Below are 25,535 nucleotides of genomic sequence, written 5' to 3'. Positions count from 1 at the left end.
CCGCCTCCGCCTCCGCAGGATGCCGGCCCAGCGCCCTACCGGCCCGTCCCCCCGCCCGCGTGGGCCCAACCACGTCGCCGAAGAACCCGCCGGCGCATCACGATTGCGGTGGCCGTCAGTGCAGTGGTGGCCGTCGCCGCGACGGTGGCAATCGTCGTCTTCGCGCATCGCTCAGCGACGTCGCCGGCCGCCACCAGTACGCCGCGACCCTCGTCGACCATTCCGACGGCGTTGAAGTTTCCCGACCTGGTGCAAGTCCGCGGCGTGGCCGTCGACCAGGCCGGTGACGTGTACGCCACCGAACTGGGCTCACGGTCACCCCAAGGTCGGGTGCTGAAGCTGGCGGCCGGTCAATCCGCGCCCGCCGAGCTGAACTTCGGGGAGATCTACGCCGAGGGCGTCGCAGTGGACTCGGCCGGAAACGTCTACATCGCCGACTACCACGCGCCGGGAGTCTGGAAGCTGACGCCCGGTGCCCGCGGCCCGACTCCGTTACCCTTCGGCCATCTCGGCCATCCGCTCGGTATCGCGATCGGCAAAGACGGCAGCATCTACGTCTCGGACAGCGCTCAGCGGCAGGTCCTCAAATTGCCACCCGGAGCATCAAGTGCGACCGTGCTGATGCCGACCACTCCCCTGAGTACGCCCACGGGTGTGGCGGTCGACGGCGACGGCAACCTCTATGTCGCCGACGCCGAGGCGCGGCACGTGCTCAAGCTGGCTGCTGGTGCGGATACGCCCACGGAGCTCCCGATCGGCGGACTGCAACGACCGTACGGCGTGGCCGTCGACGGGAAAGGCAACGTCTACGTCTCAGATCTCGACACGCAAGGCCTCTTCAAGCTGGCGCCCGGCGCAACCAGTGCCACCCGGGTGACTCGCCCGGGACTGAACTACACATTCGGGATAGCTGTCGACAAGAACGGAGACCTCTTCCTCACGGACTGCCATCGCGGCGACACCTGCTCCACCGGCAAAGTGTTGGAATTGGGTGCGCCGTCATGACGTCCAGCTCTCGAGCGGGTACCCGATTCGGGCCCTATCTGTTACGGCGACTACTTGGCACCGGCGGTTTCGGCGAGGTCTACGAAGCCGAAGACACCGTTATGCACCGCGTGGTGGCGCTCAAATTGCTGTCCAGCAGTTACTCGCACAACCCGGCCTTCCGCGAGCGGTTGTTTCGCGAAGCCCGCACCGCCGGACGGCTGCACGACCCCCACGTGGTTCCCATCCATGGCTGCGGCGAGATCGAGGGCCAGCTCTACATCGACATGCGGCTCATCGACGGCACTGACTTACAAAGTGTCCTGGAGCGCGAAGGCGCGCTAAGCCCAGCGCGTGCCGTCAATATCGTGCGCCAAATCGCCGCGGCGCTGGACGCCGCGCACACCGAGACGGTGATACACCGAGACGTCAAACCCGCCAACATTCTGCTCGGCAAAGACGATTTCGCATGCCTGGTGGACTTCGGGCTGGCCAATGCCGCCACCGACACCAAATTGACCAGCGAAGGCACCACGGTCGGGTCGTTCGCCTATCTCGCTCCGGAACGCCTAGCCTCCGGCGAAGTTACACCCGGCGCCGACATCTACGCACTGGCGTGTGTGCTGTACGAGTGCCTTACCGGGGCGGCGCCCTATGAGAGCCGTACCGAGATACCGGCTTTGGTCGCCGCCCACCTGACCAGTCCGCCGCCGCAACCGAGCCAGGACCATCCGGAAGTCCCGGTCGGATTCGACGAGGTGATTACTCGCGGCATGGCCAAAGAGCCGCAGGCACGCTATCGCAGCGCCGGCGAACTGGCGGCCGCCGCCCAGCGGGCCCTCGACAGCCCGGTGCGCCAACGTAGTTGGGCGGTTCCGCCGCACCAGGCAGCCACCACGCAGCCTTGGACTCCCGGCGGCGCGCCGCTAACCCGGCCGCCGGCGTCGATGCCACCACAGCGTCGAAAATCTCGTCGTCCCGTCCTTGCTGCCGTCGCTGTTGCCGTGGTAGCCCTCACCGCTGTGGTGGTCGCGCTCGTGGCCGCGCCCGACTCCTCCCAGCACGGGACGGTCAGCACCAGCACGACAGCGGTGTCCAGCAGCACCGCACCTGTGACCACCAGTGCGGCCCCACCACTCAACGCCACGCGATTGACAATCATCGGGTACGGGGAGCTCAACGGGATAGCGCTCGGAAAGGGCGGCGACATCTACGTCGTCGGCACCAGCGAGCCCCGCGTATACAGGTTACCGCCGAATTCCAATGCGCCGGTTGATGTTCCGTTTCCGGGGTTGACTCGGCCCAAGCGGGTCAGTGTGGACGGTGCCGGCGCCATCTACGTCACCGACTTCGCACAGGGAGACAACGTCGGGAAGGTGATGAAGCTCGATCCGGGCGCCGCCTCCCCGGTTGAATTACCCTTCGGACGGTTCTACCCCAACGGGATCGCCACCGACGGCGCCGGTGCTGTTTATGTAGCTTCCAACGAACGGGTGCTGCAATTGCCGGTCGGAGCCACGACACCGAACGTCCTGCCATTCGGTGGTGGACCATTCGAGGATGTCACCGTCGACAGCGCGGGCAATGTGTATGCGCTGCAAGCGGGTCGGGTGCTGAAGTTGAAGCCTGGCGACGCCGTCCCGAACCAACTTCCGTTCGGCCAGCTGGGCTATGCCCAGGGCATTGCGGTCGACGCGCCGGGCAATGTCTATGTAATCGACAATGCCGAAAGCATGGGCAGGCTGCTGAAATTGGCGGTCGGCGCCGGATCTCCGATACGGATGTTCGCGCCGGAGAACCAGCGATTCGGCGCGATGACCGTCGATGCCGCGGGTGTGATCTACCTGACGGAGAACAACCGAGTGCTCAAAGTGGGAGCCAGTTGATGGCCTACAGCCTCAAACATCAACTTGCGCAAGGCGGTCCGCTCGACCCCCCTCGCGCGGTCAACGTGGTGCGCCAAGTCGCGACCGCGATCGATCACGCCCATACCCACCACAGCAGGCGCCCCGAGATCACTGTCGACACCATCCTGCTCGACGACGGGGACACCGTGCACCTGACCGATACCGGTGGGGCCACGCCGTCGACCGACCGGACCCGCACGCTGGTCACCGACCCTGCGACGACGTACCGCGCCGACATTGCGGCGCTCGCGGCGGTGCTGTACGAGTGCTTGACCGGGCGCCCGCCGACCGCTTCCGGAACGGCTCCGGTACCGCGCGCGAGCGAACAGCACCCCGGGGTTCCAGCCGGGCTTGACGACGTCATCGCCCGTGGACTGGCGACCGATCCACTTCAGCAATACCGAAGCGCCGCGGAGTTGGCGGCCGCCGCCGAAGGCGTTCTGTCCGCAATGGTGCCGGCGCAACCTAACCCGTCGGCGGCCGCAACCCGAAGCATGCAGCTGCCGCGACCGGCGCCAGCGCCGCCCAATCCAGCTGGGGCGCAATGGGATCCGGTCCACGGCCGTTCCCCCACGGTGTCATATCCACACTCACGTCCCGCGCAGATGCCGCTACTCCCCCCGCCCGCTCAGCCGCGTCGATTACGGCGTTATCTCGCACCGACTATCGCCGCGGTACTCGTGGTCGGTGCCGTGGCCGCGGGTGCCATCGCCATTCCCCGGGTTGTCGGCCACCACGGCGCCACCGCCTCGAAGACCTCGCCGGCCCGTACCAGCACCGCTCCTCGACGGAGCTATCAGGGCCAGCCCATCCAACTGCCGTTCCCCGGTATGCACCCGACCGTAAGTGTGGCTGTGGATGGCGCCGGCAACGTCTACGCGCTGGCCGGCCTCGCCCCGCCACCCGACGCAGACGTATTCGAGGTGCCGCCGGAGCAATTGTTCAAGCTGGCGCCGGGCGCTAGCACCCCATCAAATCTCGACTTCCCGGGGACAACCTTCCGGTACGCGACGGATCTGACTGTGGACAAAGCCGGCAACATCTACTACAGCTACGGCCCGGACGTGTGGCTCGTGGAATCGGGAAAGACCATCCCGATTCGGTTGCCGTTCCGGGGGTTTTCAAAGGTGGCCGCCCTCACGGTCGATGCCGCCGGCATCGTCTACGCGGCCGGCACTCTTCAGGAGGATTCAGGTCTGAAGTTCGGCGTGAAAAAATTGCTCCCAGGGGACAACAGGCCGACCGACTTGCCCTTCGAAGGTCTCGACCTGCCGCGTGGAATCACAGTGGACAGATCCGGCGCCGTTTATGTCTCCGGCAGCGTGAAAGGTTCCGGCCGTGGGCAGATCCTCAAGCTGAGCGCCGGCGCCGCCAAAGCCACCGCACTGCCGGTGCCGGGACTACTCGAGCCGCGGCATCTGCTATTCGACAGCGCCGGAAACATGTTCATCTCTGACGGCTTCAACCGGGCGCTGTGGGAAGTGCCGGCGGGCGGCACCGTGACGAAGATCGAGATGCCCGCATACACCCATGGAGTGGCCATCGACGCGGCTGACAACCTCTACGTACTGACCGGCGCCATGAACAACAGCTCGGACAGGATCACCCAGCCCGGCCAGGTGTTGAAGATCCCGCCCGACAATTAACGGCCGGGGCCGCCGCGCAACGCGTTGCCGATCCGAATTCCCGGCAGCAGCAAGCTACGAGGGATGAGCCTGCCGCTGGTGCTGACCGCCTTGGGCACTGCTCCCGGCACGACGGTGCGCTTACCGGCCAGCATGCCCTGAATCGCTTGCTTGGCTACCTCGTGCGGGGAGGTCTGCAACAGCGGGAGGCTGAACCGCTCGGCGTCGGCGATCTGCGCCCACTCGGTAGGTACCGGCCCCGGACACAGCGCAGTCACCGACACCCCCGTACCGTGCAATTCCTCTTGGACGGCTTCGGAGAACGTCAACACGAATGCCTTGGTCGCCGAGTAGACCGCCATGTACGGGATCGGCTGAAAACCCGCGATCGACGCGATGTTCAACACCGCCCCGGCGCCCCGCTCGACCATGCCCGGCAGAGCCGCGCGGGTGAGCTCCATCAGCGTCAGCGCGTTGAGGGTGACTTGTTCACTCTCCCGCTCGGGCGGCAGCTCGAAGAAGCGCCCGCTGGTGCCGAAGCCGGCGCTGTTGCACAGCCCACCGATCGGGTCGCTGCGCAGGCGGTCGGCTAGCTGCGCCCGGCCGTCGGCGTCGGACAGGTCCAGCGGCAGCACCTCCACCTCTACCTGGTGTTCGCCGCGTAGCTTGCCGGCCAGCTCGTCGAGGCGTTCCCGGCGGCGAGCGACCAACATCAGCGGGAAGCCGCGCTTGGCCAGGCCGGTAGCAAGTTCCACGCCGATGCCCGAAGAGGCGCCGGTGATGACGACGGATGTCTCTTTGTTCGGTTTGGGCAGGCTCATGACGTCACCAATGGATCCCGCGGGTCGCGCGCACGAAGGTTTCGCTGCGCTTGTCCACTTCCGACGAGTCCGGCTCTGACTGGCCGCCACCCCGAGCGGCCGCAGAGTCCCTGAACATGCTGAACGCCCGGTTACGTACCCGGTCCATCACGGCGGGGTTGACCGCGTCGGCCACGGCGGCGAATTGCCCGAACGGCGAACTGGATCGCCGCGGCCGATGCACCAGCGCGTCGGCGATCACCCCGGCCGCCTGATCGGGTGTCAACGCCGGGAACTTGTCGTACATGGTGGTGGGGCTGATCATCGGCGTGCGCACCAACGCCATGTGCACGGTGGTGAACCGGACATTGTCGTTCACCGTCTCGGCCTGCAGCGCATCGCAGAGACTGTCCAGCGCGGCCTTGCTGGCGATGTAGGCGCCGAAGCGGGGTGCGCGGGTCTGCACCCCAACTGAGGAGACGTTCACGATGTGCCCGAAGTCCCGTTCCCGCATGCCCGGAATGAACTTCAAGATGAGCTGCACAGCGCCGAGGTAATTCAGCTGCATGGTCCGCTGGTAGTCGTGGATCCGCTCGTAGGACAGCTCCAAGGACCGGCGGATCGACTTCCCCGCGTTGTTGATCAGGACGTCCACGCCTCCGAGATCGGCCAGCACCTGATCGGCCATCGCGGCGATGGCGTCCATGTCGGTCAGGTCGCACGGGTACACGTGCGCAGTGCCGCCGTCGGCGCGAATGTCGTCGGCAACTTTCTCCAGGTTCTCCCGGGTACGAGCGACCAGCGCCACGGCCCCACCGGCGCCGGCGATCTTCTTCGCCGCCGCCTCCCCGATGCCCGAGGATCCCCCGGTGATGAGGATCGTCTTGCCGTCCACCGCCTCGCGCAGGCTGTGGCCCTGCACCGCGTCGAGCAGGTTGCGCCAGTAGAACGGTCGATATCGTCCAGCCGAATTGGGAGTGTTGATGATGTGGGACACCGCCGCGATCGGCTTCTCCACGAAGTTCGTCAGGTCACCAAGATTCATCGATGCCGCTCCTGATGGCTGTGTGGTTGATGTGACTCAGGTCATAAATCAACCTAGGGCATGCGTTCTGCGCTCACCGCACGAGGGCTGCCCTACCGGCACCGCGAGCGTCCGGCGCGACGGGACTGTCGAGGCAAACAGCCTGTTACGGATGGTAATCCGAGCGTGATCGCGGCCTAACGGCACAGCAACCAGCCGATGCTGGGCTGATGGGATGGACCTACTGTCACGCTTTCGCAAGCGCGAGCCGGCCAGCATGTACGACCGAATCGGCGGGTACGAGGCCATCGAACTGGTGGTCGAGGACTTCTACGCCCGGGTACTCGCCGACGAGCAGTTGTCGGGTTTCTTCACCGGCACAAACATGAGCCGCCTGAAGGGCAAACAGGTCGAATTCTTCGCCGCGGCGCTGGGCGGGCCGGAGCCGTACACGGGTGCGCCGATGCGGCAAGTACACCAGGGGCGGGGCATCACCATGCACCACTTCACCCTGGTCGCCGGGCACTTGGGTGACGCCCTGACGGCGGCCGGCGTGCCGCCCGGGACCGTCGCTGAAATCCTGGGTGCGATCGCACCGCTCGCCGGGGACATCGCCTCAGGGGAGACCAGCACCGCGAAGGTGTGACCGGCGCACGAAGGTGCAGCTAGTCGAAGACAACCACCGCCCGACCAACGATGTCGCCTCGGCCCAGGGCTTCCAGGTTGTCGTTGATGTCCTCGAGTTTGATTGGAACCACACGGTGCTTGATCAGCCCCTGGCTGGCCAGAGTAAGCACCTCACGGAGGTCGTTGTGGTTACCCCAGAAGGACCCGAAGTAAGACTTCTCTCCACTGACGAACGGGAATAGCGGAAGTTCGACCTGCTGACCCATCAGGCCGACTTGGGACAGTGCACCCTCGGTCTCGAGAATGGCCGCCGCCAATCCCAGCGAATCCGACGAACCAGCACAGTCCAGCACAGCGTCGACGGTGCGCCGGCCGGTGGCTTCTTCGATCTCGTTCTGCACGTCCTCAACGCTCTTGTTCCGAACGTTCACCGTGTAATGAGCGCCGTGTTCCCTTGCCACTTGCAGCTTTTCGTCGCTGCGGGCGAATCCGACCACGGTTGCGCCGGCGCCGAGCAGGCGGGCGTATTGCACGGCATAACTGCCGAGGCCACCGATGCCGTTGACGACGACGGTACGGCCGGCGCCCAGCTTGCCCGCGTCGCGCAACTTCTTCATGCCTCGGTACGGAGTAAGGCCGGCATCGGTCAGCGGCGCCAAGTACTCCGGTTGGGCGTCCGGCTGATCGGCCACCGACAAGACGTGGTCGTATGGGGCGACCATGTACTCGGCGAATCCGCCGTTGGGTCCGAAGCCGACCAGTTGCCCCGCTGCGCACAACTGTTCGTTGCCTTCGTGACATTGCCGGCAGGTGCCGTCGCCCCAATTGGGGTCCACCACCACCAGGTCTCCCTCGGTAATGCCGGAGGATTCGGGAACGTCGGCCCCCACTTCGGTGATGGTGCCCGCGACTTCATGACCGGGAATGAAGGGAAAGTCGACCGGGAGGCCGTCCCGAAAGTAGCCGTCCACGAGCTGATAGTCGCTGCGGCACATGCCAGTTGCGGCGACCTTGATCAGCACCTGGTTACGCCCGGGCTCGGGAATCGAAACCTCGTCGATCTGCAACGGCTGGTTGTAACCGTGCATTCGTGCAGCCCGCATCGGCATCTTCGCTCCTCGCTGTCGTGACGGAGGACCAGCATCACCGTTGCCGGCGCCTGCTGATCGCTAGTCATAGCCAACCGGAACAACCCCGGTTGCAATATCAGATTCCGGCCCGATGTTTGCCCATTCCGGGACGGCTTACCCAGCGGGGCATACCGAGGTCCGATACCTTTGCTACGCGCGTCCAGTCCCGACGACAATGGTGTCCAGCCGCCAGGAGGTGCGAACTGACCGCCACCGAAGACATCGAGCAGCACCTGACGTCGGCCGATCTCGTCGCCGAACTCGCTTCCCGTGCGGTGCACGTGGGTGCGAACGTCGGGCTGTGGCCGGGTCTGACGATCTACCGGTTCCCCGAGCCGACGCAACCGGAATGGCAAGAGATTCAGGGGCTGTCTATCGGGATCGTCGCCCAGGGCCGCAAGGCGGTGATCGACAACGGGAAGCGCTATGTGTACGACCAATTCAACTACTTGGTCATCAATGGCGATCTGCGCTTCCAGAGCGTGATTCTCGATGCCTCACCAAGCCATCCATGCCTGTGCTTGGTGCTGAAAGTCGAGCCGTCCACCGTCCGCAGCATTTCGGAGAATATGCCCGGGCCGCATCTGACCAGAGCCACCGCGGTCCGCGAGCTCGCCGAGCCATGCCTCGTCTCGGCAATGGACGACCACGTGCTGAGTTCGCTGCTGCGTTTCTTGCGATCGTTGTCCACCAGTGTCGACCGGCGCGTCCTGGCCCCGTTGTATCTACGGGAGTTGGTGTACCGGGTCTTGCAGCGCGAACAATCTGCCCGGATGCTGCATTTCGCCGCGCAGCAGGCGGCGGGCAACCCTATTGCTGCCGCCCTGACTTACATCGACACCCATCTGGCCGATCCCATAACGGTCGCCAGCCTGGCCGGACAAGTCGGGCTGAGCCCGTCCGCGTTCACCCGGGCATTCCGGGAACTCACCGGATCGTCGCCGTATCAATATGTCAAAGACGCACGACTCGATCGGGCACGGGACCTGGTGATGGATCGACGCCTAGGGGTGTCCGAGGTCGCTCATCGGGTCGGCTATACCAGTGCGTCGCACTTCATCAAGGAATTCCGAACGCGATTCGGGACGACGCCGCGCGACTACGCCAGCACGCCTGCCGACGGTGACGGCTCCTCGATATCGCGAAACGCTCGGATTGATAGCGGCTTCGAGCCCTAGGAGGACGTAGCCGCAGACTCTGCCATTTACTGGCAAAGGTGGCTTTGAGCCACGTCCCGGTGAAGAAGGAGGAAGAGCATGACTACATCACGCGCTCAGCAACCACGGACGATCACCCACGTCGGAGTGACCGTGACCGACGCCGACGCCGCGATCGACTGGTATCAAAGTGTGCTCGGCTTTCAACTTCTGCATCAACCGCAGGAGTACACCGCCGGCGAGGGCTACTTCGGTGGGCTGGTCGCCGACATGCTCGGTCCGCACGTCGTCTCCGGCCGGATCGCGATGATGGACGCCGGAAACGGTGTTGGCCTAGAACTCTTCGAGTTCTCCGACCCGAAGCCTGAGCAACGGGGCGCCGACGAGAACACCCAGTTCTACTTGCACAGGACCGGCACTTTTCACTTCTGCGTCATCGATCCGGACGTCGAGGGGCTGGCGGCACGGATCGCCGAAAGCGGTGGCAAGCAACGCAGCGCGGTCTGGGAGTTCGCACCCGGCATCGGCTTCTACGTGTGCTACTGCGAAGACCCGTTCGGCAACATCGTCGAAATCTATTCACACGGCACCACCCACATCTGGAGCGCGCTCGCACAAGTGAACGGAAAGGCCGGCCAGCACCAGCAGTGACCTCGTCGCATGAAGTCGGCATGCCGCGCAATCCGCGCCGGTTCCGCGTACGACAATGCCTACCGTGGGTCGCACCTTCGACGAACTAGTGGCCGAGGCGGAGTCCGCGCCCATCGACGGCTGGGACTTCTCCTGGCTGGACGGCCGAGCGACCGAGCAGCGGCCGTCGTGGGGTTACCAACGGCTGATGAGCGCGCGTCTGGCCAATGTCACTGCAGCACTTGACGTTCAGACTGGCGGTGGTGAGGTCTTGTCGGGTGCCGACACATTTCCTCCGACCATGGCCGCGGTGGAATCGTGGCCATCTAACGCGGCGTTGGCCACCCGGCGCCTGCATCCGCGCGGCGTCGTGGTGGTGGCCACCCCGTCCGAATCGGCCTTGCCCTTCGCCGACGAGGCGTTCGATCTGGTCACCAGCCGGCATCCCAACAGCGTGTGCTGGACCGAGATCGCCCGGGTGTTGCGTCCGGGAGGTGGCTACCTCGCCCAGCACATCGGACCCGCGACAGCAGCAGAACTGGTCGAGCACTTCATCGGACCACAGCCCGAGGCGTGGGAACGGCGGCATCCCGAAACCCAGGCCGCCCAAGCTCGGGCCGCTGGGTTAGATGTCGTCACCATGCGGGCCGAGCGACTTCGCCAGGAGTTCTTCGACATCGGCGCCGTCGTCTACTTCTTGCGCAAGGTGATCTGGGCCGTGCCCGATTTCACGGTGCAGCGGTACCGGCAGCGGCTTCGTGACCTACACGAGCGCATCGAAGCCGACGGGCCTTTTGTCGCCCACGCCGCACGCGTCCTGGTCGAGGCGCGCAAACCGGACTAGCCGCAGGGGCCGCGATGGCGCCTCAGTTGTCGTGCCGCAGAACATCCAGCGCATGCTGCAGATCCGCCGGATATGGACTGACGATCTCGATCCGACGACCGTCCGCCGGATGAGCAAATGCCAGCGAACGCGCGTGCAGCCATTGGCGTTCCAGACCGAGTCGTTTGGCCAGGACCGGATCGGCGCCGTAGGTCAGGTCGCCGCAGCAAGGATGATGCAACGCGGCGAAATGCACCCGAATCTGGTGCGTACGACCGGTCTCCAGGTGCACGTCGAGCAGGCTGGCGGCGACGAAAGCCTCGACGGTGTCGTAGTGGGTCAGACTGTGCCGGCCATTTCTGGTGACCGCGAACTTCCACTCCGGGCCAGGGTGCCGGCCAATTGGTGCATCGATGGTGCCGCTGGACGGGTCAGGATGCCCTTGCACCAGCGCGTGATAACGCTTGTCCACGGTGCGCTGCTTGAACGCGCGCTTGAGTACGGTATAGGCGCGCTCGGACAGCGCGACCACCATCACCCCGGACGTGCCGACGTCGAGGCGGTGCACGATGCCTTGGCGCTCGTGCACGCCCGAGGTGGTGATGCGATATCCCGCGGCCGCCAACCCGCCGAGCACCGTCGGCCCGGTCCAGCCGACCGACGCGTGCGCCGCCACGGCGGCCGGCTTGTCGACGGCGACGATGTCGTCGTCGGAATACAGAATCGTCATGCCTTCGATGTCGACGGGTGTGTTCTCCAGCGGCGCGGGCGGCTCCGGCAGCCGCACCTGCAACCAGGCCCCCGGCGTCAACCGGTCCGACTTCCCCGCCGGCACGCCGTCCAGCTCCACCCCGCCGTCTTCGGCGATCGCCGCCGCGGCACTGCGCGAAAGCCCCAGCAGCCGCGCCAGTCCCGCATCGACGCGCATTCCCGCCAAGCCCTCGGGGACCGGCATCGAACGATCACTCACCGGCGCCGGCCCTTCTCATCGCCCCGCTCTGCATCGTCAGCCGCGGCGCTCAGGACTGGTCGGGCTCACGCCGGCCGGCGGGGTCCTCGCCGAACTTGCGCCGGCCCACGGCGTCGAAGTCGTATCCGAAGATGGACAGCACCACCAGCAGAATTGCTCCCCCGACCACAGCGGGGTCGGCCACGTTGAATACCGGCCACCAGCCGACCGACAGGAAGTCGACGACATGTCCGCGCAACGGTCCCGGCGCGCGGAAGAACCGATCGACCAGGTTGCCCGTCGCCCCGCCGAGGATCATGCCGAGACCCACCGCCCACCAGGGCGACACCAGGCGGCGACCCATCCAGAAGATGCCGACCACCACGCCGGTCGCGATCAAGGTCAGCACCCAGGTGTAGCCGGTGGCCATGGAGAACGCGGCGCCGGAATTGCGCACCAGGGTCCAGGTGACCGTGTCGCCGATGATGGACACCGGCTGCCCGGGCGGCAACAACTTGACGGCCAGCACCTTGGTGATGATGTCCAGCGTCAACACGCCCGCGGCGACCGACATCAGCAGCCGCAGCCGCCGCGGCGACGCGGCCGGGTCGGGTTTCCCCGCCGCCCCGGCGTCCCCGGTTGAAGTCAGTGGATCGGCCGATCCGGATGGTTCGTCAGGCACTCACCCATCATCCCCTAAGTCTTGGCGCACAACCCCGCAGGCGGCCGCCGACGCCGTGCGTGCGAGATGATCCCACCATGAGCCGCCTCACCGTCATTACCACCGGAGGGACGATTTCGACCAGCACCGGCGCCGATGGGGTGCGCCGACCGGCGCACAGCGGTGCCCAGCTGACGTCGGGTCTGGATGTCGACGTGGTCGACCTGATGGCCGTCGACAGCTCACAGCTGGCGCCGGCCGATTGGGATCGGATCAGTGCGGCCATCCGCGCCGCCACCGCCGGCGGTGCCGAGGGGGTGATTGTTCTGCACGGTACGGACACCATGGAAGAAACCGCGCTGTGGCTGGAGCTGAGTTACGCGGCGCAGGCGCCGGTGGTGCTGACTGGGGCGATGCGCAGCGCCGACGCCCCGGACGCCGACGGACCGGCCAACGTGCGTGATGCGCTGGCGGTGGCGGGTGACCCGGCTGCGCGCTCGCTGGGCGTGCTGGTGTGTTTCGCCGGGCGGATTTTGCAGCCGTTGGGGATGCGCAAGGTGGCCACCGACGACCTGAGCGGTTTCTCGGGGCAACTGGTCGGCACCGCCCACGGCGGAGTGTCGCTGACTCAGGCCAAGACTCGTCCCTACGTCGGGGAGATCAGCGCCACCGCGGCGCCGCGGGTCGACATCGTGGCGACATACCTGGGCAGTGACGCGGTGGCAATGGATGCCTACGTGGCCGCCGGCGCGCGGGCCGTGGTGCTAGAAGCCCTCGGCTCGGGCAATGCCGGTGACGCCGTGGTCGAAGGGGTTAGCCGCCTTTGCCGCGACGGGGTGGTCGTCGCCGTATGTACCCGGGTGCCCGGCGGGCGGGTCAGCGCGAGCTACGGTCCCGGACACGCCCTAGCCCAGGCCGGTGCCGTCATGGTGCCGCGGCTGGCGCCGCCGCAGACCCGGGTGCTGCTCATGGCCGCGCTCGCGGCAGGTTTACCGGCCGCCGACGTCATCGCCCGCTGGGGCTGACGCGGCCCCCTCGTCGTCATCGCGCAGCGCGGCGACAAAGTCGGGCCAATCCAGCGAGTCGACCGGGTTGGCGCTGGCCAATTCTGTGGTGCCGGAGGGAAACGTTCGGGCCAGGCCCGGCCCCGACGCACGGGTTTCGAACCGCACGGTGACCACACCATGACCGGCGCCCTGCACCCACCCGTGGCCGAATTCGGGGTGTGCCACGTCGTCACCGATGCGCCACGGCGCGGCCTCGGCAGCCGGGCTGAACATGGCCGCCGTCGCCGTCTCGACGGTGTCCGCCGGCTCCGGCTCGGATTCGCTCATCTCCAGATCGGGGAACAGCGACTCCTGACGCACATCGCTCAATCCCGAAAAGCCAACCCCCAGAAGACGTATGGGCCCGATCTGCACCGGGTCGAGGAGCAACCGACGGGCCACCGCGACCAAGGCACCTGCCTCGGTGGTCGCATACGGCAGGGTCGCCGACCGGGTCAGCGTGCTCATGTCGGACTTCTTCAGCTTCACCGTGACCGTACGGGCGCCGCGGCCGTCGCGCAGGAGGCGTTGATGGGCATGCTCGGCGATCGGATCAATCGCCTCGCGCAACTGATCCAACGTGGTCAGATCGGCCGCAAAGGTCGACTCGGAGCTGATCTGCTTGGCTTCGGCGCGCTCGGCGACCGGCCGGTCGTCGATACCGCGGGCCAGTCGATGCAGCGCGGGCCCCACCGTCGCGCCCAGGATGTTGGCCGCCTCGGCGTCGGTCAGCGCGGCCAGTTGTCCGATGGTCTCGATGCCCAGCCGGTGTAATTTTTCCTCGGCGACCGGACCGATTCCCCACAATCGGCGCACCGGCAACCCGCTGAGCAGCAGTTGTTCTTCGGTGCGGTCGACCACCCGGACCCCGTCGGGTTTCGCCAGACCGGACGCGATCTTGGCGATCTGCTTGCCCGAGCCGGCCCCGACGGAGGCCACCAGCCCCGTCTCGTCACGCACCCGCCGGCGCAACCCCTCGCAGAACGCCGACACCTCCTCGGCAGACGCCCCAGCCAGTTGAGAGGGTTCGCCGAATCCTTCGTCATGCGAGAGCTGTTCGACGATGGGCAGCATGCTGCGCACGGTGTCGAAAACCCGCCTGCTGGCTACGCCATACACCACGCCGCGCGGCGGCAGCACCACCGCGGTCACCCCGACCAGGCGCCGAGCCTGATGCATCGGCATGGCCGAGCGGGCACCGAATACCCGTGCTTCGTAGCTGGCTCCGGCCACCACGCCTCGCCCGCCGGTGCCTCCGACCAGAACCGGCCGCCCTTTGAGGGTCGGCCGGGTCAGCTGTTCGACGGAAGCGAAGAACGCGTCCATGTCCAGGTGCAGCACCCAGCGGTTCTCCACGGAACGCCATGCTATGCGTGTGTTCGGTGCGGCCGTCAGGGACGGCTTTTGGCGATCGTCACCCGCACGCCGTCGCCGATGTCCACAGCGTCGGGCGGATCGCCGAATTCGAAACTAGTGGCGAGGATTTCGCCGGCGATCAGGTCGCGATGGGTCCGTGCCCAGTCGTCGCGCTCAGCGGGCACCGACATCACCACGCTGATGCGGTCCGAGACGTCTAGGCCCGTCGACTTGCGCAGCTCCTGGAGCTCTCGGATGCGGTCCTTGGCCCAGCCTTCTGCCTCCAGCTCCTCGGTGACCGTGCCGTCCAATACGACGAGACCTGCGCCGCCGGGCAGCGCCGCGGTGTAGTCCGGGTCGGCGGCCACCAGCCGGGAGCTGTACTCGTCGGGTTGCAGTACCGCCGGGCCCGCGGTCAGCGTCCCATCGGGATTGACGACGCCCTGCCCGGCCTTGACCGCTTTGATCGCCGCCTGCACGTCCTTGCCCAGCCGCGGTCCCGCAACGCGGGCATTGACGGTGAGCTCGAAGCGGCCGTACGTGTCGATCGCGTCGGTGAGTTCGACCTGTTTGACGTTGAGCTCGTCACCGATGAGGTCGACGAACGGCTTGAGTCGCTCCGGATGTTCCACTGCCACCGTAAGTTTCGGCAACGGCAGGCGCACCCGCAGCTTCTTGGCCTTGCGCAACGAGGAGGCGGCCGAACACACCTCCCGGACCTGGTCCATGGCGGCCACCAAGTCGGCGTCGGCGGGCAATTCGTCGGCCTCGGGCCAATCGGTGAGGTGCACCGAGCGCTGGCCGGTCAAGCCGCGCCAGATCATCTCCGTGGCCAACGGAAGCAACGGAGCGCTCAACCGTGCGGTCACCTCCAGCACGGTGTGCAGCGTGTCGATGGCGTCGGCGTCTTCTTCCCAGAACCGCGAGCGGGACCGCCGCACATACCAGTTCGTCAAGGCTTCGGCGAACTGGCGCAGCTGCTCGCACGCACCGGAGATGTCGCACACTTCGAACGCATCGGTGAGATCGTCGCGCAGCACGGCCAGCTTGGCCAGAATGTAGCGGTCCAGCACATGCGTCGAATCGACGCGCCAGGCACCAACTTTCGGTGCGTACAACGCCAGGAAGCTGTAGGCGTTCCACAATGGCAGCAGCACCTGCCGCACCCCTTCGCGGATGCCCTGTTCGGTCACGATCAGGTTGCCACCGCGCAGGATCGGCGAGGCCATCAAGAACCACCGCATCGCATCCGAGCCGTCCCGGTCGAACACCTCGCTGACGTCCGGATAGTTGCGCAGCGACTTGCTCATCTTCTGCCCGTCCGAACCCAGCACAATGCCATGGGCGACACAGGTTTTGAACGCCGGACGGTCGAACAGCGCGGTAGCCAGAACGTGCAGGGTGTAGAACCAGCCCCGGGTCTGCCCGATGTATTCGACGATGAAGTCACCGGGGTAATGGCTGTCGAACCATTCCTCGTTCTCGAACGGGAAGTGCACCTGGGCGTAGGGCATCGACCCCGAGTCGAACCACACGTCGAGCACGTCGGGAATGCGGCGCATGGTGCTGCGTCCGGTCGGATCGTCCGGGTTGGGCCGGGTCAGTTCGTCGATGTAGGGCCGATGCAAATTGGTCGGCCGCACGCCGAAGTCGCGCTCGAGTTCGTCCAGGCTGCCGTAGACGTCGATGCGTGGGTAAGCCGGGTCGTCTGACTTCCACACCGGAATCGGCGTACCCCAGTACCGGTTCCGCGAGATCGACCAGTCGCGGGCGCCCTGCAGCCATTTGCCGAACTGACCGTCCCTGACATGCTCGGGGTACCAGGTGATCTGCTGGTTGAGTTCCACCATGCGGTCCCGGAAGGCGGTGACGGCCACGAACCAGGACGAAACCGCCCGATAAATCAGCGGATTGCGGCATCGCCAGCAGTGCGGGTAAGGGTGCTCGTAGGTCTCGTGGCGGATCAGGATCGCGCCGTTGGCCCCCGCCGGACCGCTCTGGTTCTTCAGGTCGCGGATGATGTGCGGGTTCGCCTCGAAGACATGCTGCCCTTGGTAATCCGGGACGGTCGCGTCGAAACGTCCTTTCGAATCCACCGGTGTCACCGGGGCGATGCCGACCGGGTCGGTGGTCGCCATGTCGTCTTCGCCGTAGGCGGGAGCCATGTGCACGATGCCGGTGCCGTCCTCGGTGGTGACGAAGTCACCACGCAACACCTGAAACGCGTTGGGCGAGTCCATGAAATACGGGAACGGCGGCAGGTAACGAGTGCCCAACAGCTGCGTACCGGGGCAGGTGCCCAGGATCTCCGGCTCTTCGCCGAGCTCGCGAGCGTAGGCGGCCAATCTGGCCTCGGCCAGCACGAGACGGCGGTCACCGACCCGCACTTGCACGTAGGTCATCTCCGGGTTGACCGCGACCGCCAGGTTCGACGGCAGGGTCCACGGAGTCGTCGTCCAGATCAGCAGGTAGGCGCCGTCCAGGTCGCCACCGACCACCTTGAAGCCGACGGTGACCGCCGGGTCTTGCCGGCTCTGGTAGACGTCGTCGTCCATCCGCAATTCGTGGTTGGACAGCGGGGTTTCATCGCGCCAGCAGTACGGCAGCACGCGGTAACCCTCGTATGCCAGGTCCTTGTCCCACAGCTGTTTGAAGGCCCAGATCACCGACTCCATGTAGGAGAGGTCAAGGGTCTTGTAGTCGTGGTCGAAGTCGACCCAGCGGGCCTGCCGGGTCACGTAGGCCTGCCACTCGTCGGTGTACCGCAACACCGAGGCTCGGCAGGCATCGTTGAACGCGGCGATGCCCATGACGTCGATCTGCGATTTGTCCGTAATGCCCAGTTGCCGTTCGACTTCCAGTTCAGCCGGCAGCCCGTGAGTGTCCCAGCCGAAGCGGCGCTCCACCTTGTAGCCGCGCATGGTGCGGTAGCGCGGCACGATGTCTTTGACGTAGCCAGTGAGCAGGTGCCCGTAATGCGGCAAGCCATTGGCGAACGGCGGGCCGTCGTAGAACACGTATTCTTCGGCGCCGTCTCGGCGCGAGATGCTGGCGCGGAAGGTGTCGTCGTGGAACCAGTATTCGAGGACCCGTTGTTCGAGCGCCGGGAAGTTGGGCGCTCCCTCGGACAGCTTCGGGTAGGCCTCGACTCCGGCGTGGGCCGGCAAGTCAGCGTTGTCGGTCAATGCGTCGTCTCCCGTGTGCCCTTATGGCTGGCGTGCCTGTGGCCAGGCGCCGGGGACGACGCTGCGCTGGTGCGCGAACGCCGCGGTACCACCCCGCTTGCCACGCTGTTGCATGACCGCTCATGTGCAGGCTGTGACGGGCCTACCCGTTCGGCTCTACTGGGCCTAGCTGGCTGTTCTTCCGAAGGCTCCCCGGTGATGGCCGGATCACTGCCGATCGCCCAATTCTACGGCGCAGCGCAAATCAGAGTTGCCGAGTCCCAGGAGCTACCTGATCGCAGGCCGGGCCTGCAGTCGGGTAGCCCCTGGGAGCCAGCGTTCTTCGCTATCCACTCGAACCATCCACCCGCTCAGGCCTGGACGTCCAACACGCCGGCTCGCCACAGCGCCGCGTACAGGTGGCGCAACGGCACGGTGAGCAGCCGAGCGGCGCCGTCGACCAGGGGGTCACCGCCGGCGGCGACGGGCTGGGCCGCACGGCGGCGCGCCACCTTCTTGGTCACCGGGGCCTCGATGGGCGCGGTGTCGGACACCACGGTCAGCTGCGGAGCGGGCGCGATGGCAACTACTTCGTCGTACAGAGCAGCGGTCATGATCGCCTCCTAGAAGAATCGAAACAGGATTATGTGGACTGGCTTTTCTGCTAAGTCCCGTCCCGTAACGGTTCGGATCGGATCGCCGCGTTGAGTGAAGACTCAGTGTGCAACGTCGCGCCGGAGGCCGGAGGGGGACGAAACAGAGCCCGGATATCGAGCCGGACTGTCACTGGAACTCATGCGTCCCTCACCTCCTCTACGACGGTTACCTTAGGTAGCTGCGCGCACAAAGGAGTACAGAATCGCCGACGTTCGTCGGAATTCGCACCCCACTCGTTAGAGCTTTGGCACTACACGACGTGTCCGACAAGTCGGAAGCCACCTGGGCTCAACCCTTAAGCCGGGAGGAGCTGTCCTGACCCGGGGCGTCTTTCGACGTTCGGGGTCAGTGGCCTATGTTCGCGTAGCCGCCTCACCTATCGAGGTGCTTACCGGACCGATGATGCACCACCGGCTCCCTTGGGTCAACGCGCCGCGCCACGATTTCGAGGTATTTACGCTGCCGCTACGCCCGCCCACAGCATTTACCCAGCCAAGTGCGTCGCGACCTGGGCAAATGCGATCCACGCCGAGTCGGTGTGGGTGATGTCACAGCTCACTCGTCGGTCATGCTTGTCAGGCGCCCGATGGTGTCGATGTACTCCTCCACCATGTCCAGCACCACCGCGCGGGTGGGCCGCACCCGATCCAGCGAGCCGACCACCTGGCCGACGAAATAGGTCGCCAGCTCGCGGGCTTTGGCACCGGGCTGTGCCGCGGCCTGGTTGATGCGGACCTGCGAGTCGGTGACCAGAGCGGTTTGCAGCGGCATGCCCAACGGGCTGGGTGTGTCGGGCCGCTCCCACTCGTCGGTCCAGGCCGTCCGCAGCATGCGGGCCGGCTTGCCGGTCATCGAGCGCGACCGCACCGTATCCGAGGACGTGGCCGCCAAGAATTTCTCTTTGACCACCGGCGCGGTCTCGGCTTCTTCGGTGGTCAGCCACACCGAGCCGCACCACACGCCTTCCGCTCCCAGCGCCATTGCCGCGGCGATCTGGCGGCCGCGGGCAATGCCGCCCGCGGCGAGCACGGGCGTCGGCGCCACCGCATCGACGACTTCGGGAACCAACACCATCGTCGCCACCTCACCGGTGTGCCCGCCGGCCTCGGTGCCTTGCGCGACAATCAAATCGACACCTGCGGCCGCATGCCGGCGTGCGTGTTGGGTGGTTCCGGCCAGCGCAGCCACCAACACGTCGTGACTGTGCGCCCGCTCGACAAGGTCGGCCGGCGGTGGCCCCAGCGCGCTGGCGATGAGCCGAATCCGATGGGAGAACGCCACTTCCAGCAATGGCTCGTAGCCCTTGGGCGAAATGTTGAGACCGCCCCGGATGGCTTGGTCCGGGTCGGTGTGCTGGGCGACGCCGTACCGGTCCAACAACTCGTCGACGAAGGCGCGATGCTCTTCGGGCAGCAGAGTCTGGGCCCGTTTGGCGTTGATGCCCCCTTCATCCGCGCCGACGTACTTCGGCGGCAGCAGCAGGTCGACGCCGTACGGCTTGCCACCGGTCTGCTCGTCGATCCAGTTGAGCTCGCTTTCCAACCGCCGAGGGCTGTGCGCGGTGGCGCCCAGCACCCCGAACCCGCCGGCGTTGGTGACCGCGGCCACCACATCACGGCAATGGCTGAACGCGCAGATCGGAAACTCCACGCCGAGCATTTCGGCGACCCTGGTTCGCATGCCGCCGACGCTACGCCGAGCCGAAAGCCGACGGCGAACGCCCGTCGGGCGGCCAGCCGACCACGCCATCCTCCAGCGGAACATCCAGGCTCTGCAGTATCGAGGCAACCATCCGCCATGCCCCGATCGCGGTGACGAGCTCAATGAGAACCGCAGAGTCGGAATCGAATTCGCGCGCACAGGCCGCCCAGCTGGCGTCACTCACCGCGCCGTGGCGCACGATGTCATCGGTCGCTGCCAGCACAGCCCGTTCCGTGGGTCCGAATCCGTTGCAGCTACCCCAGTCACGCACGCCGACCAGATCATCGGCCGACACGCCGAGGCGGGAGGCCACCCGCCAATGCTGCGTCCACTCGTATTCACAGCCGGTGAGCCAGGCGATCCGCATGATCACCAGTTCCCGCAGTCTTCGGTCGAGCGCTCCGTGCCACAACATGCTGGCCAGCAGATCGTTGAACACCCCGGCAAGCAGCGGATGATTCAGTAGCACCTGAAAGATGCTCAGCTCGGCCATGTAGTCGGGTACGCCGGCTTGGTCGGCGGCGGCTTTGGCTTCGTCAACGGGCAGCAGCGGTATCCGCGCCGGTTTCCTGGCTTGGGTCACGATGCAAGCCTCCTCGCTTGTGTCTCAAGCGATTTCGTCACGCGTCCAGCCGGGCGAATGCCGATTGCTGGTACATCTCGACCGATTGCGCCCGTCTGATCTTGCCGCTCGTGGTGATGGGAATGGATCCGGGCGACACCAGGACCAGGTCGGCGACGCTCAATCCGTGGGCGTCGAAGATGGCCGCGGCGATCTCGCTTTTCAGGCCGCTCAGTCGCTGCGCCAGCTCCTCGGCCGACTCGTCGTTTTTCTGCTTGATTTCGACGATGGCGGCTAGTTTCTCCACACCGTCTTGCGGAACGGCGATCGCCGCGCACCGGCCGGCACTGATCTCCTGGATGGTGGCCTCGATGTCGTCGGGAGAGTGGTTGCGCCCGTAGACAATCAGTAGGTCCTTGATCCGGCCCATGATGAACAGTTCGCCGTCGGAGTAGAACCCCGAATCCCCGGTCCGCAGCCACGGTCCCTCGGGGGTCCCGGCGGACGGGCTGGCGATCTTTCCGCCGAAGGTGCGCTCGGTTTCGTCGGGCTTGTGCCAGTACCCCGAGGCGACATTGCCGCCGTGCACCCAGATCTCCCCGACCGTTCCCTCGGGGCATTCCTCGCAGGTATCGGCGTCGACGATGCGCACCTGCAGCGACGTCGGGGCGCCGTAACTCACCAGTGGTGTACCGCTGTCGACCCGTACCACCTGACCGTCGGGCAGTTTCTGCGGATCGAAGTGCACGATTTCGGGTGGGTGGCCCACCTGGCGGGTCGCGATGTACACGACCGCTTCAGCCATGCCGTAGGCGGGCCGTAACGCCTTGGGCGGGAAGTTGAATGGCGCGAACCGGTCGGCGAACCGTTTGAGGGTCGCCGGTTGCACCCGCTCGCTGCCGTTGAGGATCGAGTGCACCAAGCTCAAATCCAAGCCGGCCATGTCCTCGTCGGACGTCTTGCGCACCGCGATCTCGAATGCGAAGTTCGGCCCGGCAGAGATGGTGCGGCCGTGGCGCCCGAGCAACTGCATCCACCGGGCGGGCCGCTGCAGGAACGCCACCGGACTGGTCAACACGGTGTGCCGGCCCGCCAAGATGGGCATGATCGTCCCGAGCAGCAGACCCATATCGTGATACAGCGGCAGCCAGGACACGACGGTGATGTCGATCGGCGGCACGCCCCCCTCGTTGACGAAGAAGTCGGCCATGATCTGTTCGAAATTGGCGAAGACGTTGTTGTTGGAGACCGTGACACCGGCGGGCGTACGCGTGGAGCCCGACGTGTACTGCAGATAGCAGGTGAGGGACCCCTCGTCGGCCGGGCTGCGCGACGGCCGAGACGATCGGGGGCGGGCGTCCAGATCCAGCGAATCGACTTCGATGATGGCCGGCACGCTGTGCCCGGTCTGCGCCTCGACGCAGTCCTTGACATTGGTGACGGCGGCCGACGTGGTCAGAATGACCGCCGGTGACGTGTCGGCCAGCACGGACGTCGTCCGCTCGTCGTGCGCGCCGCCGTGCGGAACCGAAAGCGGAACGGCGATCAATCCGGCTTGCATCGCGGCGAGGAAACTGACGACATAGTCCAGGCCTTGGGGCGACAGAATGAGCGCCCGATCGCCGGGGGAACCGGATTGCTTGATCTGCTCGGCGACATTGAGCATGCGCCGGTACAACTGCGACCACGACAGGGTCTCTTCGACGCCGTCCCACTCTCGGTCGTAGTCGATGTACGTGATCGCCGGGCCATTGGGATTCAGGCTGGCGCGTTCGCGCAGCATGGCGGGAATCGAAGAGGCGACCACGGTCTCGCACATTACCCGCCGCCGGACATCACACGTGGTCTGTATCGCGGAACTGAGCCGGTCATGCACCACGGCCCGCGCTGTCACCCCGGCCACCGAGCTCGATTCTCGGTGGAACCGGCGAACCCGCCTCCCGGCCACCGATTTCGACGGCAACGAGGGGGGAAGGGGTGGTCGGCCGGCATTGCCCGGTGCTCACCCGGCACCGCCGCAGCATCGCACGCCAGCGCTCTGAGCTGGCCTGTTGCGCTTGGTCGGGGCGCGAAGCGCGCACTTGCCGCTGCCAGTATCGGTGCGGGTGGCGGAACTTTTTTTGTACGTCCGCACGATTTTCGCGGATGAGTCGAGCCGAACCGTTACGCTGCTGATCACGCCATCTATGACGTTGTCGTCGTGGCGGTCAGTGGGTGCGTCCGCTGCTGCGGGTTGTCCGCGCGCGGACATTGCGACGAGCACCCGCCAGAAGGGCTTGACGCGCGGTTAAGGAGATGGGGAAACCACCGTGGATAGGACAACCGTGACGCCGGTTGCTGTGATCGGAATGGCGTGTCGGCTTCCGGGGGGCATCGGTTCACCTGTCGAGTTGTGGGAAGCGCTACTGCGCGGCGACGATTTCGTGACCGAGGTTCCGCCCGACCGCTGGGACGTCGACGAGTACTACGACCCCGAACCGGGCGTACCGGGGCGTTCCCATTGCAAATGGGGCGCATTCATGGACGACCTCGGCGACTTCGATCCCGACTTCTTCGGCATCTCGGAACGAGAAGCCGTCGCCATGGATCCTCAGCACCGCTTGCTGCTGGAGACCTCGTGGGAGGCCATGGAACACGCGGGTCTGACCCCGAGTCAGATGGCCGACTCGCTGACCGGCGTCTTCATCGGTTTCACCCACGCCGACTACCAGTTCGTCCAAGCCGAGACGGGCACCCTGGAAGGTCCGTACGGCAACACCGGAACCAACTCCTGCATGGCCTCCGGTCGCGTCTCCTATGCCCTTGGACTGCGCGGTCCGGCGGTCTCGGTGGACACGGCCTGCTCCTCCGGGTTGTTCGCCGCGCACCTGGCTGCCCGCAGTCTGAGCGAGGGCGAAAGCGACCTGGCGTTTGCCGGCGGGGTGTACGCGATGCTGGAACCGCGCCGGTTCGCCTCGGGTTCGGCCAACGGCATGCTGTCGCGCAGCGGCCGCTGCCACGCGTTCGACGTCGAGGCCGACGGCTTCGTCTCCGGCGAGGGCGCGGTCGTGCTGCTGCTCAAGCGGTTGCCCGACGCGCAGCGCGACGGCGACCGAATCCTGGCCGTCATTCGGGGCACCGCCGCCAACCAGGACGGCCACACGGTCAACATCGTGACGCCCTCGGCCGACGCCCAGGAAGAGGTGTACCGCGCGGCACTGGCGGCCGGTGACGTCGACCCCGCCACGGTCGGCATGGTCGAAGCGCATGGTCCGGGCACACCGGTAGGCGACCCACTCGAGTACTCGAGCCTGGCCGCGGTCTACGGCATCGACGGCCCGTGCGCAGTGGGGTCGGTAAAGACCAACTTCGGTCACACCCAATCCACCGCCGGTGCGCTGGGCCTGATGAAGGCGATCCTGGCCGTGCAGCACGGCGTGGTGCCGCAGAACCTGCACTTCAACACCATGCCCGACACCATCGCCGCCATAGACACGAATCTCTTTGTGCCGCAACAGGCGACGCCGTGGCCGATCAGCCACCCCGACCAGCCGCGCCGAGCCGCGGTGTCGTCGTACGGCATGTCGGGCACCAACGTGCACGCCATCGTGGAACAGGCTCCCGCCCCAGCACCCGCGGCCAACATCGTGGAATCCGACGGCAGCACCGGCCTGGACGGTGTCCTGGTCATTCCGGTATCGGCCAGTTCGGAGGAGGCGCTGCGCGAAACCGCAGGGCGACTTGCCGATTGGGTCGACGCCCAGGACGGCGCCGGTATCTCGGACCTGGCCTACACGCTGGCGCGCCGCCGCGGGCACCGCGGTGTGCGCACGGCCGTGCTCGCCGGCACCACCGCGGAGTTGTCCAAGGGATTACGCGAGGTCGCCGGTGGTGAACTGCCTTATCCGCCTGCGGTCGGCCAGGACGACAAGGGCCCGGTGTGGGTGTTTTCCGGGCAAGGCTCGCAGTGGGCCGAGATGGGCAAGGATCTGCTGGCCACCGAGCCGGTGTTCGCCGCCACCATCGCCGAAATCGAGCCGCTGATCGCCGCCGAATCCGGCTTCTCGGTGACCGAGGCAATGACCGCCCCGGAGAAGGTCACCGGCATCAACCGCGTCCAGCCCACCCTGTTCGCCATGCAGGTCGCGCTGGCCGCCACCATGAAGGCCTACGGCGCCACCCCCGGCGCCGTCATCGGCCACTCCCTGGGCGAATCCGCCGCCTCGGTGGTCGCCGGCGCCCTGTCACTCGAAGACGGCGTCAAGGTCATCTGCCGCCGCTCCCAACTGATGACCCGCATCTCCGGCGCCGGCGCCATGGCGTCCGTGGAACTGCCTGCCCAGCAGGTGTTTTCGGAACTGTTGGGCAGCGGCATCACCGACGTGACCGTCGCGGTGGTCGCCTCGCCGCAGTCCACCGTGATCGGCGGCGCCACCGAGACGGTGCGCGAATTGATCGCCGGGTGGGAAGAACGCGACATCATGGCCCGCGAGGTGGCCGTCGACGTGGCCTCGCACTCCCCGCAGGTCGAACCGATCCTCGACGACCTGACCGAGGCCCTGGCCGACATCAGCGGCCAGGAACTCGCGGTCCCTTACTACTCGTCGACCTCGTTCGACCCGCGCGAAGAGCCCTACTTCGACGCCTACTACTGGGCCGACAACCTGCGCCACACCGTGCGCTTCGCCGCCGCGGTGCAGGCCGCCCTCGAAGACGGCTTCCGCGTCTTCACCGAACTCTCCCCCCACCCGCT

The 25,535-nt window shown here is 66.3% G+C and carries 19 protein-coding genes, 1 pseudogene and 1 riboswitch; of the genes and pseudogenes, 9 read left to right on the top strand and 11 right to left on the bottom strand.

Going from position 1 to position 25,535, the window contains the following annotated elements:
• The 3 genes and pseudogenes from A9W95_RS10255 to A9W95_RS10245 form a co-directional block, all read left to right on the top strand.
• A pseudogene (locus A9W95_RS10255) lies at window positions 1-1,005 on the top strand (hypothetical protein); the annotation flags it as partial.
• The gene (locus tag A9W95_RS28305) at window positions 1,002-2,870 is read left to right on the top strand and encodes a serine/threonine-protein kinase (protein WP_067411667.1); all 1,869 of its coding nucleotides are present in this window, start codon (window positions 1,002-1,004) and stop codon (window positions 2,868-2,870) included. The pseudogene A9W95_RS10255 and the gene A9W95_RS28305, both read left to right, overlap by 4 nt.
• Window positions 2,870-4,537 (top strand): hypothetical protein, encoded by a 1,668-nt coding sequence (locus A9W95_RS10245; protein WP_067411665.1) that lies wholly within the window; start codon window positions 2,870-2,872, stop codon window positions 4,535-4,537. The genes A9W95_RS28305 and A9W95_RS10245 overlap by 1 nt, the downstream gene beginning before the upstream one ends.
• Here the strand turns inward: A9W95_RS10245 and A9W95_RS10240 are convergent.
• Window positions 4,534-5,337, bottom strand: coding sequence for an SDR family oxidoreductase (locus A9W95_RS10240; RefSeq protein WP_067411661.1), 804 nt, complete (start codon window positions 5,335-5,337; stop codon window positions 4,534-4,536). The two genes, A9W95_RS10245 and A9W95_RS10240, sit on opposite strands and share 4 nt — an antisense overlap.
• 4 nt (window positions 5,338-5,341) lie before the next feature.
• Complete coding sequence (locus A9W95_RS10235) at window positions 5,342-6,361, bottom strand: SDR family NAD(P)-dependent oxidoreductase (RefSeq protein WP_067411658.1); 1,020 nt, start codon at window positions 6,359-6,361, stop codon at window positions 5,342-5,344.
• 214 nt (window positions 6,362-6,575) lie between these two features.
• Between A9W95_RS10235 and A9W95_RS10230 the strand changes: the two genes are divergently transcribed.
• Entirely contained in the window at window positions 6,576-6,986 is a 411-nt protein-coding gene (locus A9W95_RS10230) for a group 1 truncated hemoglobin (RefSeq protein ID WP_067411655.1), read from the top strand.
• A gap of 19 nt (window positions 6,987-7,005) precedes the next feature.
• Here the strand turns inward: A9W95_RS10230 and A9W95_RS10225 are convergent, their stop codons facing one another.
• Entirely contained in the window at window positions 7,006-8,070 is a 1,065-nt protein-coding gene (locus A9W95_RS10225; protein WP_067411678.1) for an NAD(P)-dependent alcohol dehydrogenase, read from the bottom strand.
• Between the two features lie 302 nt (window positions 8,071-8,372).
• Here A9W95_RS10225 and A9W95_RS10220 point away from each other — a divergent pair, with 302 nt between their 5' ends.
• The 3 genes from A9W95_RS10220 (at window position 8,373) to A9W95_RS10210 (ending at window position 10,728) form a co-directional block, all read left to right on the top strand.
• Window positions 8,373-9,275 (top strand): AraC family transcriptional regulator, encoded by a 903-nt coding sequence (locus A9W95_RS10220; RefSeq protein WP_172826593.1) that lies wholly within the window; start codon window positions 8,373-8,375, stop codon window positions 9,273-9,275.
• Window positions 9,276-9,353: 78 nt separating this feature from the next.
• A complete protein-coding gene (locus tag A9W95_RS10215; protein WP_067411652.1) occupies window positions 9,354-9,905 on the top strand; it encodes a VOC family protein in 552 nt (183 codons plus the stop codon).
• Between the two features lie 64 nt (window positions 9,906-9,969).
• The gene (locus A9W95_RS10210; protein ID WP_067411649.1) at window positions 9,970-10,728 is read left to right on the top strand and encodes a class I SAM-dependent methyltransferase; all 759 of its coding nucleotides are present in this window, start codon (window positions 9,970-9,972) and stop codon (window positions 10,726-10,728) included.
• Window positions 10,729-10,750: 22 nt separating this feature from the next.
• Here A9W95_RS10210 and A9W95_RS10205 read toward each other — a convergent pair whose 3' ends face one another.
• Window positions 10,751-11,677 (bottom strand): RluA family pseudouridine synthase, encoded by a 927-nt coding sequence (locus A9W95_RS10205; protein WP_156746117.1) that lies wholly within the window; start codon window positions 11,675-11,677, stop codon window positions 10,751-10,753.
• Window positions 11,678-11,726: 49 nt separating this feature from the next.
• Window positions 11,727-12,338, bottom strand: a complete 612-nt coding sequence (gene lspA / locus A9W95_RS10200; protein ID WP_067411644.1) for a signal peptidase II — start codon at window positions 12,336-12,338, stop codon at window positions 11,727-11,729.
• A gap of 77 nt (window positions 12,339-12,415) precedes the next feature.
• On the opposite strand from lspA, the gene A9W95_RS10195 reads away from it, so the two are divergent.
• Window positions 12,416-13,342: an asparaginase gene (locus tag A9W95_RS10195; RefSeq protein ID WP_067411641.1), complete on the top strand. Its 927-nt coding sequence runs from the start codon at window positions 12,416-12,418 to the stop codon at window positions 13,340-13,342.
• On the opposite strand, the gene A9W95_RS10190 is transcribed toward A9W95_RS10195, so the two are convergent.
• The 6 genes from A9W95_RS10190 to A9W95_RS10165 form a co-directional block, all read right to left on the bottom strand.
• The gene (locus A9W95_RS10190; RefSeq protein WP_172826594.1) at window positions 13,307-14,704 is read right to left on the bottom strand and encodes a DNA polymerase IV; all 1,398 of its coding nucleotides are present in this window, start codon (window positions 14,702-14,704) and stop codon (window positions 13,307-13,309) included. The genes A9W95_RS10195 and A9W95_RS10190 overlap by 36 nt on opposite strands.
• A gap of 50 nt (window positions 14,705-14,754) precedes the next feature.
• Window positions 14,755-17,886, bottom strand: coding sequence for an isoleucine--tRNA ligase (ileS, locus tag A9W95_RS10185; protein ID WP_067411672.1), 3,132 nt, complete (start codon window positions 17,884-17,886; stop codon window positions 14,755-14,757).
• 368 nt (window positions 17,887-18,254) lie between these two features.
• Window positions 18,255-18,497, bottom strand: a complete 243-nt coding sequence (locus A9W95_RS10180; protein WP_067411637.1) for an Rv1535 family protein — start codon at window positions 18,495-18,497, stop codon at window positions 18,255-18,257.
• Window positions 18,498-18,761: 264 nt separating this feature from the next.
• Window positions 18,762-18,931, bottom strand: a riboswitch (M-box (ykoK) riboswitch).
• Between the two features lie 164 nt (window positions 18,932-19,095).
• The gene (locus A9W95_RS10175) at window positions 19,096-20,220 is read right to left on the bottom strand and encodes a nitronate monooxygenase family protein (RefSeq protein WP_067411634.1); all 1,125 of its coding nucleotides are present in this window, start codon (window positions 20,218-20,220) and stop codon (window positions 19,096-19,098) included.
• Between the two features lie 10 nt (window positions 20,221-20,230).
• Entirely contained in the window at window positions 20,231-20,824 is a 594-nt protein-coding gene (locus A9W95_RS10170; RefSeq protein WP_067411631.1) for a carboxymuconolactone decarboxylase family protein, read from the bottom strand.
• A gap of 37 nt (window positions 20,825-20,861) precedes the next feature.
• Entirely contained in the window at window positions 20,862-22,610 is a 1,749-nt protein-coding gene (locus A9W95_RS10165; protein WP_082983011.1) for an AMP-binding protein, read from the bottom strand.
• A 541-nt stretch (window positions 22,611-23,151) separates the two neighbouring features.
• On the opposite strand from A9W95_RS10165, the gene A9W95_RS10160 reads away from it, so the two are divergent.
• Window positions 23,152-25,535, top strand: a 2,384-nt coding sequence (locus A9W95_RS10160) for a type I polyketide synthase (protein WP_156746118.1), incomplete at its 3' end; no start/stop codon positions are given.

Origin of the sequence: Mycobacterium sp. 1423905.2, assembly GCF_001673155.1 — a bacterium.
Taxonomy (GTDB): domain Bacteria; phylum Actinomycetota; class Actinomycetes; order Mycobacteriales; family Mycobacteriaceae; genus Mycobacterium.
Note: the sequence above shows the minus strand (reverse complement) of the source record. Positions and strands in the feature narration are given on the sequence as shown.